Source organism: Shewanella vaxholmensis (genome assembly GCF_031932135.1).
Classification (GTDB): domain Bacteria; phylum Pseudomonadota; class Gammaproteobacteria; order Enterobacterales; family Shewanellaceae; genus Shewanella; species Shewanella hafniensis.
On the sequence record NZ_JAUOEV010000003.1, the window covers coordinates 301,866 to 311,469 of the forward strand.

Annotated in this window: 7 protein-coding genes; 2 read left to right on the forward strand and 5 right to left on the reverse strand. The window is 44.1% G+C overall.

The features are described from left to right. Positions 1 to 32: 32 nt before the first annotated feature. Positions 33 to 929, reverse strand: a complete 897-nt coding sequence (mazG, locus tag Q4Q46_RS05045; protein WP_311905376.1) for a nucleoside triphosphate pyrophosphohydrolase — start codon at positions 927 to 929, stop codon at positions 33 to 35. 541 nt (positions 930 to 1,470) lie between these two features. Here mazG and aguA point away from each other — a divergent pair. Both aguA and Q4Q46_RS05055 read left to right on the forward strand, forming a co-directional pair. Then, complete coding sequence (gene aguA, locus Q4Q46_RS05050) at positions 1,471 to 2,583, forward strand: agmatine deiminase (protein WP_311905377.1); 1,113 nt, start codon at positions 1,471 to 1,473, stop codon at positions 2,581 to 2,583. A gap of 77 nt (positions 2,584 to 2,660) precedes the next feature. After that, on the forward strand, positions 2,661 to 4,367 hold the full coding sequence (locus Q4Q46_RS05055) for an amidase (RefSeq protein ID WP_311905378.1): 1,707 nt from the start codon (positions 2,661 to 2,663) through the stop codon (positions 4,365 to 4,367). Between the two features lie 193 nt (positions 4,368 to 4,560). Here Q4Q46_RS05055 and Q4Q46_RS05060 read toward each other — a convergent pair whose 3' ends face one another. The 4 genes from Q4Q46_RS05060 to Q4Q46_RS05075 all read right to left on the reverse strand — a co-directional run bounded on the left by Q4Q46_RS05060 (position 4,561) and on the right by Q4Q46_RS05075 (position 9,429). Further along, positions 4,561 to 5,625 carry a methionine synthase gene (locus Q4Q46_RS05060; protein ID WP_311905379.1) on the reverse strand — a complete coding sequence of 355 codons (1,065 nt, stop codon included), beginning with the start codon at positions 5,623 to 5,625 and terminating at the stop codon, positions 4,561 to 4,563. A 55-nt stretch (positions 5,626 to 5,680) separates the two neighbouring features. Beyond that, on the reverse strand, positions 5,681 to 6,655 hold the full coding sequence (locus Q4Q46_RS05065) for a DUF1852 domain-containing protein (protein ID WP_311905380.1): 975 nt from the start codon (positions 6,653 to 6,655) through the stop codon (positions 5,681 to 5,683). An 862-nt stretch (positions 6,656 to 7,517) separates the two neighbouring features. Further along, on the reverse strand, positions 7,518 to 8,459 hold the full coding sequence (locus tag Q4Q46_RS05070; protein ID WP_311905381.1) for a retron St85 family RNA-directed DNA polymerase: 942 nt from the start codon (positions 8,457 to 8,459) through the stop codon (positions 7,518 to 7,520). Continuing rightward, positions 8,449 to 9,429 carry a retron St85 family effector protein gene (locus Q4Q46_RS05075; RefSeq protein WP_311905382.1) on the reverse strand — a complete coding sequence of 327 codons (981 nt, stop codon included), beginning with the start codon at positions 9,427 to 9,429 and terminating at the stop codon, positions 8,449 to 8,451. Before Q4Q46_RS05075 ends, Q4Q46_RS05070 begins: the two co-directional genes overlap by 11 nt. Positions 9,430 to 9,604 lie beyond the last annotated feature (175 nt).

The window sequence follows — 9,604 nt, forward strand, 5'->3', positions numbered from 1 at the left end:
TTCGACAAACACCAATCGGGATAATTTGCCGTTTATCTCTTCTCCGTCGCTTTTACTTGGTCCCAATAGGCATCCAGCTCCATTAATGTGTGCTCTTGCATACTTTTACCGCTCTCGCTCGCCAACTGTTCTACGCCGCGAAAACGCCGTTCAAATTTAAGGTTGGCTTGGCGCAGCGCTTGCTCTGGGTCGACCTTAAGATGACGAGCTAGATTCACTACTGCAAATAGCAAGTCGCCCATTTCGGACTGCACTTTCGCTTGGTCTTGCTCGCCTTGATTCACTTCATGCAAGACTTCATCGATTTCTTCGTGGATTTTAGCGACCACGGGTTCAAGCTCTGCCCAATCAAACCCAACTCGCGCCACCCTCTGCTGAATTTTGATTGAGCGCGACAGCGCAGGTTGGGTACGAGGAATATTGTCTAACGCTGAAACCACAGTATCTGCTTGGGTTTCACCCGCCACTTGCAGGGCCTTTTGTTCACGCTCAATCGCTTTAATTGCTTCCCAATTGGCTTTCATCGCTTGGGCGCTATCGCCTATTTGCGGATTTTGCTCACCAAACACATGGGGATGACGGCGGGTTAACTTGTCGCTGATTTTCTCAATCACGCTCGAAAAATCAAACTTGCCTTGCTCTTTACCGAGCTGACAATAGAATACGATTTGAAATAACAAATCCCCGAGTTCATCGGGTAACTCATCCCAAGCTAAGCGCTCTATGGTATCGGCAACTTCATAAGCTTCCTCTAAAGTAAAAGGCACTATGGTTTGAAAGGTTTGCGCTTTATCCCACGGACAACCTGTTTGTGGGTCGCGCAGTTTTTCCATTATCTTAAGCAACGGCTCAACATCTGTTATAGAAAATTCCGTTGTAGAAGGTTCAGTGGTCAAAAATGAAGTTAATGGCGCAGTGTGGGAAGTCATGCTGATATCCTTAAAAGATAAATACTTAAACGGACTAATGCTGAGGATGAACAAAAAGAATACGCCTCAGCAGTGCTTATTAATGAAAGGCTATAATAACGCGATGATAAGCGAGGTCACATAAAAGCGCTATTTTGATGCTGAAATCAGATCTTAGGGTTCTTATTTAATAGGTCTTATGTTAACTAAAAGTGCATTCGCGCCATGTAGTGATGATATTCACCCCATGAGCAATAAACTGACGACTTAACGACCCTACAAATTCTCATCTATGTCCTGCATACAAGTATTTAGCGCAAGCCATCTTAAATGATAAGATACGCAGCAATATTTCAATGAAGCTAAAACTCACTGAGTGAAGACCTAACAATTTCGGCCTAACTATATATGTGATGAATGCATGTAATAAATGCTCGTGATGAGCGCAGCGTGATGAATACGGTCATTCGATTTATTTGATTATGTTAGGTGTATTTCTATTCTGTCGCCCCAAATTGGGCGTACACCCTTATAGATTTGAGCATTACTGGAGACAAAATTCATGACAAACGCGACTGTGGATACCACGCCGTTAACGACTAAGCCATCTCAAGATGGTTTCCACATGCCCGCCGAATGGGCAGCGCAGCAAGCGGTGTGGATGATTTGGCCATATCGTCCTGACAACTGGCGCTCTGCGGGCGCTTATGCTCAAGCGACCTTTGCTAAAGTGGCCGATGCCATTGGTGGAGCGACGCCCGTGTATATGGGTGTTCCTAAAGCCTTTTTAGCTGAAGCTAAAACGGTAATGCCATCCCACGTCACCTTGGTCGAAATGGACAGTAACGATTGCTGGGCGCGTGACACTGGGCCAACTGTGGTCGTTAATGCCGAGGGTGAATGCCGCGGTGTTGACTGGGGCTTTAATGCTTGGGGCGGCCATAACGGTGGTTTGTACTTCCCATGGGATAAGGACGAACAGGTTGCCGCACAAATGCTCAAGCAACATGGATTTGCCCGTTACAGCGCGCCGCTGATCCTCGAAGGGGGTTCTATCCATGTTGACGGTGAAGGCACCTGTATGACGAGTGCCGAATGTTTACTCAACGCCAACCGTAATCCTGAACTGACGAAAGAACAGATTGAAGACTTACTGCGTGACTATTTGAATGTTAAGCAGTTTATCTGGTTACAAGATGGCGTGTACATGGATGAGACCGATGGTCATATCGACAACATGTGCTGTTTCGCACGTCCAGGTGAAGTGATTTTGCACTGGACTGATGATGAATCTGATCCACAATATCCACGTTCAAAAGCCGCGCTCGATGTGCTGCAAAATACCGTGGATGCACAAGGCCGTAAGTTAAAAATTCACCTGCTGCCACAACCAGGGCCGCTGTATTGCACCGAAGAAGAATCAAAAGGCGTAACAGAAGGCACTGGCGTACCGCGCACTGCGGGCGAGCGCTTAGCGGGCTCTTATGTGAACTTTTTAATCACTAACGACCGCATCGTATTCCCACTGCTTGACCCAGCAACCGACGATATCGCCGCGCAAAAACTGCAGGAAATCTTCCCAGAGCATGAGATTGTGGGTGTGCCCGCGCGGGAGATTTTGTTAGGTGGAGGTAATATCCATTGTATTACTCAGCAGATCCCTTCTGGCAAGTAAGTACACCAAGGAGAACAGTATGACGCTTGATGTCACTGTTATTGCGGCACAATTGGTTTTCTGCGGGAGGGAGTAAGATGTTTGAAGTGACTGAAGTTTCCATTGCCGAGCTGCGTGAAGCGCTCGAATCCGGCCGCACCACAGCAGTGGAGTTGGTGAAGTCTTATCTCGCACGGGTTGAGGCTTATGACGGCCCAGCTACGCAGACCAAGCTTAATGCGTTAGTGGTCCACAATCCCGATGCGCTCAAAGAAGCTGAGGCGTCAGATGCGCGCCGCGCCCGTGGTGAAACACTGAGCCCACTTGAGGGGATTACGTATACCGCTAAGGATAGCTATTTGGTGAAGGGACTGACGGCGGCTTCTGGCAGCCCAGCCTTTAAGGATTTAGTGGCGCAATACGATGCCTTTGCCGTTGAGCGCCTACGCGCTGCGGGGGCCATTTGCTTAGGCAAAACCAATATGCCACCTATGGCAAATGGCGGCATGCAGCGTGGTCACTATGGCCGCGCTGAAAGCCCATACAACGCTGAGTATCTTACTGCACCATTCGCTTCGGGCTCTTCCAATGGGGCGGGCACGGGCACGGCAGCAAGTTACTCTGCTTTCGGTCTTGCTGAAGAAACTTGGTCGAGTGGCCGTGGTCCGGCATCGAACAACGGTTTATGTGCCTATACGCCGTCTCGCGGCGTGATTTCCGTGCGCGGTAACTGGCCGTTAACGCCGACCATGGATGTAGTGGTGCCTTATACCCGCACTATGGCGGATATGCTTGAAGTGCTGGATGTGATTGTGGCTGACGATCCTATCACCCGTGGCGATCTCTGGCGTCTACAAACTTGGGTCGAAATTCCTAAAGCATCAAGCGTCCGTCCAGCATCTTATCTGGAGCTTGCCGCTCAAGCCGACACGCTTAAGGGTAAGCGTTTTGGCGTGCCGCGCATGTACATTAATGAAGATGAATTGGCAGGCACCAGCGAAAATCCTGGTATCGGTGGCCCAACGGGTCAACGTATTCATACCCGCCAATCGGTTATCGATTTGTGGGAAGCGGCACGTAAAGCCTTAGAAGCTGCTGGCGCCGAAGTGATTGAAGTCGATTTTCCGCTGGTATCAAATTGTGAAGGCGACCGCCCAGGCGCGCCGACCGTGTTTAACCGTGGCATAGTCACGCCTCAGTTCCTCCATGATGAATTATGGGAACTCTCGGGTTGGGCATTCGATGAATTCCTGCGGGCGAACAATGACCCTAAACTCAACAAACTTGCTGATGTTGTTGGGCATTTGATTTTCCCACACGATTTAGGCACCTTGCCAAACCGTGAAGGTGACTTAGCGGCGGGCATGGAAGAGTATGTCAACATGGCCAAACGCGGCCTGAAATCCTATGACCAGATCGACAGTATTCCCGATGGTCTGCGTGGTTTAGAGAAGACCCGTAAGCTGGATCTCGAAGACTGGATGGACGGACTTAAGCTTGATGCCGTGCTGTTCCCAACCGTGGCCGATGTCGGCCCCGCCGATGCCCATGTGAATCCAGCTTCTGCCGATATTGCGTGGAGTAACGGAGTTTGGGTCGCTAACGGAAACCTTGCGATTCGTCACTTAGGCGTACCAACTGTGACTGTACCTATGGGCGTGATGGCCGATATTGGCATGCCAGTGGGTCTAACCTTTGCGGGCCGCGCCTATGATGATAATAACCTGCTGAAATTTGCAGGTGCATTTGAGTCGACAGGCGACAGGCGCATGATCCCACCACGTACACCAAAGCTTGGTGAATAAGCGCCAAGACAATGCATAAACCTAAGCACTAACTGTAAGCACTAAATGCATTAGCTTAGAAATGAAAACGGGATTGGCATCTATTTGCCAATCCCGTTTTTTTAATACCGACGTCGATACCCTTTCAACAAAGCTAGACTTATGCCGCTATAAAACATACTGCTGTAAAACATACAGCAACACTTAACGCGTCTTATCTTAATGCTAAGAGTTCTTTTCTGACGATCTCTGCGCCTGCACTCAAGGCATTGAGTTTCCCTCTTGCGACTTGATGGGATAAAGGCGTCATGCCGCAGTTGGTACAAGGATAGAGCTTGTCAGCATCGACAAATTTGAGGGCTTTTCGTAGGGTGTCAGCCACTTCCTCTGCGGTTTCAATCGTGTCGGTGGCAACATCAATCGCGCCGACCATAACTTTCTTACCGCGAATGAGCTCAAGTAGCTCCATTGGCACATGGGAGTTGTGACATTCTAGCGAGATAATATCGATATTCGATTTTTGCAGTTTAGGAAACACTTCTTCATATTGACGCCACTCTGAGCCCAAAGTTTTTTTCCAATCTGTATTGGCTTTAATGCCGTAGCCATAACAAATATGTACCGCCGTTTCGCATTTAAGCCCTTCAATGGCTCTTTCTAAACAGGCAATGCCCCAATCGTTTACCTCATCAAAAAACACATTAAAAGCAGGCTCGTCAAATTGGATAATATCAACACCGGCCGCTTCTAATTCTTTGGCTTCCTCATTAAGAATTTTGGCAAATTCCCAAGCAAGCTTTTCGCGACTTTTATAATGGTCATCATAAAGCGTATCTATCATGGTCATTGGGCCAGGCAGCGCCCATTTAATCCGTTGCGTGGTTTGCTTGCGTAAAAATTTGGCATCCTCAACAAACACCGACTTTTGGCGGCTCACTGGGCCGACAACCGTGGGTACACTCGCATCATAGCGATCACGAATTTTCACGGTTTTACGTTTTGAAAAATCAACGCCGTTGAGGTGCTCAATAAAGGTAGTGACAAAATGCTGCCGCGTTTGCTCGCCATCACTGACAATATCAATCCCTGCTAGCTGTTGATCTTGTAATGACAAACGCAGTGCATCGTGCTTGCCTGTAATTAATTCCTCTCCTTGCAATTTCCATGGAGACCAAAGTGTTTCAGGCTCTGCAAGCCATAAAGGTTTAGGCAAACTGCCCGCAGTTGAAGTTGGTAACAGGGTTTGGTTAAGCGGTATTTTATTAAGTCGTGTTGTCATGATATTGATGCCGTATTGGGTTAATTATTGAGCGTGACAATTAATTGCAAAGCGACTAAACGAAATTAGCAGACCATTGTTCAAAAAACGTTTGGTAGGGCTTGATAAAGTGCTCCGCGGCAAATTTGCCTTGCTCATTCGCCAATTGACTGCGTTCTGCTCGGTCATAAACAATTTGAGTCAGTGAATGATCCAAGTTTTTCAAATTGGGTTGATAGCATTTTCCTGCAACAGCATTGGCGTTATAAATCTCAGGGCGATAGATTTTTTGAAAGGTGCCCATAGTGCTGATGGTGCTTATCAACTCAAGGTGAGTGTAATCATTGAGTAAATCACCAAAGAAATAAAAAGCTAACGGTGCCACGCTATTGGGCGGCATAAAATAACGCACCTGTAAGCCCATTTTTTTGAAATATTGCTCTGTTAAAGACGATTCATTTGGCTGATATTCAACCCCTAATACGGGATGCTGATTCTCAATTCTATGGTAGGTTTTATTATCCGAAACACTGAGACAGATAACCGGTGGCTTATTAAAATTCTGTTTATAAGCATCAGAATGAACAAAAGACTGAAATAACTTGCCATGTAGACCACCAAAATCATCTGGAATACTAAATTTGGCTTGGCCCTTATTATGTTCTGCTAGTAATACGCTAAAGTCATAATCGCGTACGTAAGATGAAAAGTTATTACCTACAATGCCTTCAATACGTTTATTGGTTTTATGATCAACAATATTGGTTTTCAAAATTTCAATCGATGGGAAGGTTTGACCACTGCCGTCAATATCCAGATTAACGGAGATGATTTCAAGTTCGACAGTATAACGATCGCCTTTGGGGTTATCCCAGTGCGCTAAGGCATTAAAACTGTTATCAATCATCTTTAACGCGTTGCGTAAGTTGGCTTGGCGATGACTGCCTCTGGCCAAATTAGCAAAGTTGGTGGTGATACGCGTCTTGTCTGAAGGATGATAATTTTCATCAAGACAAATGCTGTTAATCGTAAATGTAAAATGCTTATTCATAGTGATCCAGTATCCCATTGTCTGATTTCAAACCTGAGTTTATGCCCTGCGCTTCTAGCTTCTAGACCCGACTCTGATAGACATTATTAGTGTTCTGTCTGAGGTTCTATTTAACTTAAGTGCCGATGACTTAAGTCCTGATGGCTTAGCTAGGGTGCAACTGCAGGCTTGACTCATATTTAGCTTGGAGTCATTTATACGTGGTTCGGCACATGAACAAAAACGGTTTTATTTCACATAGAACATGAGCCATATTCATGATCGATTAGCATGGTGTTGTGGATTAACCTGAAATCGGGATTGGGAAAAGCAGGAAAGCAGGAGCAGTAATATGTTTTTGAGTTAGTTTCCCCAAGAGAGAGTTCGTAATATTGCCAGTTGCACACATTTCCCCCAAAGCAAGATAACTTTGTCGTCAGTTGTGACGCATGAATTGCCACTGTTTCCCCAGTGACTCGCCGCCTATTTTTTTTAAAAGAAGCATCCCCGAGGGCTCGACGGCGACATCGATGTCGCCAACGGTCACTGGTGCAACAATGCCAATCCTCACTAACCCTTTCGTTGTTTGTTTAGCTAAAAAGCTATTGCCCAAAAGTGTGTTTCGCAGTTCAAAAGGGAAATAGGCCAAGTAAAGCTTTGCCTATAGAAAAGTTGATATGAAAGAGTCTCGTTCGACTTAGAAGTTATGCATGTCCTATCTTTTTATCAGTCGGGAAAACTATTAAAATCCACCTCAAAGACCAGCGGAGGACCTGGCGGGAAAAATTGGTGGTTTGATTACGAGAAAGCTGCAGGGAAATGCAGGTAGCACAAGGACAGATGGATGATAGTTAGGTCCGTCTAGTGCAACCGACCCAGCAACTTAGGATTTTAGATTAGTATCCTTTTTACTGTTGAACGTAATGATATTCTGTATGATCGTTGCACCATACTTACCACACAAAGTATTTATAAATGACGGTTCAACTGACTTTATATAGGAGAGGTAGCCTGAAAGGTGCAACTTATCATCTTTATTTAATTCGGACCACTTATAGATCTTGCTCCGTATTTCTCTTTTTTTTGAGCGACCAATCGACACATTAAAATCATTAGTAAGTGTTAATCCAGTTACCATCATTCTATTTTTCTTTGATGAATGATTTGTCTTGCTATGATTTATTTCTAACCTATTAGGGTACTCTAGTTTTTTAATAATACTATCGACATTGGAAGGGATATTTTTCAAAATGTTACGATGGTTTGTAGAGAAATACAAATCATCAGCATATCTAGTATAGGTGACACCTAGTACATGTGACAGGCTAAACAATGCAACATCTAATTGATAACATAGAGCATCAGACAAGAGAGGGGATGTAATAGATCCAATAGTCAACCCACCTTTGAACGTAGCTAATTCTACAAGAAGTTTAGTATCTTCTTCTGACCAACCTTTAATTACTCCAATAAGATTCTTTCTTGCAAAACAACGAATATCAATTTCTGAAATCGATTCAAAGAAGTTTTTGAAATCCAACCTTAATAGATACTTACACTTCTTATGCTGTTCAGCATGTTTTTTTATACTGCACCCTTGTTTGTATGCCGCGCTAGCTGGGTGGGTAGGCAGTTTCTGAAGAAGCTCGTTATGTATAACCCGCTGTATTCCTTTCAGCTCTTTTGACGGATGATATATCGCTCTAAGCTTTCCATTTTTCTTGGGAATATAGAATTTCTTATACAGCTTCGAGGAAGTTTGGGCAATATTTAATATATATTCTTCTTCAAGAAGAGTTAAGCTTGATATTAGTTCAAGAAGCATTATTTTTTAACCTCCTGATTTCTTCTGTATAACCTTTAATATATATTAATTTTGAGACACATGCACCTCGAAGCTTTTGAGATGTATTTAAAAGGTGGTTAGTTGTTGAGGTATTGTACAACTTAGTATAATTGTGACAGGTATAACATGTCTTACCTGAAATATTTATATGGGATACTATTTCAAGAGCAACACAAAGAGATATAAGTAATTCAATTTCTTCAACATCTGTTTTTTTACTCGTGCCAAATGATTTTTTGCAAATATCAATTATATTTTCGTCATCTACGGGGCCAATACTAGTAATTATTAGTATAATAACAAACAACATTTCTTTTTTTGTAAAAAGAAAACTGCCTAGGGTTTTCCCCTCTTCTCTAGAGTTATAAAATTTTGGCCTGTCAGAATCTATTCTAGATAATATCTCAGGAATTACGGTTAAAATAGTCTCGAAATCAGCATAGATCGTTGGTTTATAGATTGAATCTTGGTTGACCCATCGAACTGGTCCCGTGTTGATAAAGGACTCATCATCTTTGAACCGTCTATCTAAGATAGGGAGGAGTTTGCTCCTTAAGGATTCACTAAGTGAAAAGGCCCCTAATTCAGCAACTGTTCCAAAAGATTCAACAATAATAATTACAGCATCAGACAAGTCAGCCAGCCACTCTTCTAGTTTTAGGGCATTGGCTCCTGGTTGAGTGTTACTTATTGTTTCCCAAGCATACTCAGCTCTAAAAGTGAGTAGATGTTTTACGTGTTTTGAAAGGTAACTCTCAATTTCACTACGTCTATTACAATACTTAGGATCCCCTCCACATACAAAAAGGAGTTTAGGCAATGGGCCCCGACCAAAGAGTGCCACCCTAGCTTCTTTCATATCGCTAGATTTTTTACGTCTCTCTATATTCTTAAATTCAGAGATAAGATATTTCTTTGCAGAAATAAAACTGGGATGTTTGAACCACATTTCAATTTCCTGAAAAAAAAGCCCTTACAAAGGCGTGAACTTGCGCAGCAAGTGAAACGGCTTGCACTAAACAGAAACACGCTCAGTGAGGTACGAACGGATCGTGATTCTGTTTAGTGCAACACAATCACGATCAATGTCGTCAGGTCGGCTATACACCAACCATAGGTTACTC

Excerpts from the sequence above, each read along its gene's own strand:
- mazG (WP_311905376.1), bottom strand. The coding sequence starts at position 929 with ATGACTTCCCACACTGCGCCATTAACTTCATTTTTGACCACTGAACCT.
- Q4Q46_RS05060 (WP_311905379.1), bottom strand. The coding sequence starts at position 5,625 with ATGACAACACGACTTAATAAAATACCGCTTAACCAAACCCTGTTACCA.
- aguA (WP_311905377.1), top strand. The coding sequence starts at position 1,471 with ATGACAAACGCGACTGTGGATACCACGCCGTTAACGACTAAGCCATCT.
- Q4Q46_RS05065 (WP_311905380.1), bottom strand. The coding sequence starts at position 6,655 with ATGAATAAGCATTTTACATTTACGATTAACAGCATTTGTCTTGATGAA.
- Q4Q46_RS05055 (WP_311905378.1), top strand. The coding sequence starts at position 2,661 with ATGTTTGAAGTGACTGAAGTTTCCATTGCCGAGCTGCGTGAAGCGCTC.
- Q4Q46_RS05070 (WP_311905381.1), bottom strand. The coding sequence starts at position 8,459 with ATGCTTCTTGAACTAATATCAAGCTTAACTCTTCTTGAAGAAGAATAT.
- Q4Q46_RS05075 (WP_311905382.1), bottom strand. The coding sequence starts at position 9,429 with ATGTGGTTCAAACATCCCAGTTTTATTTCTGCAAAGAAATATCTTATC.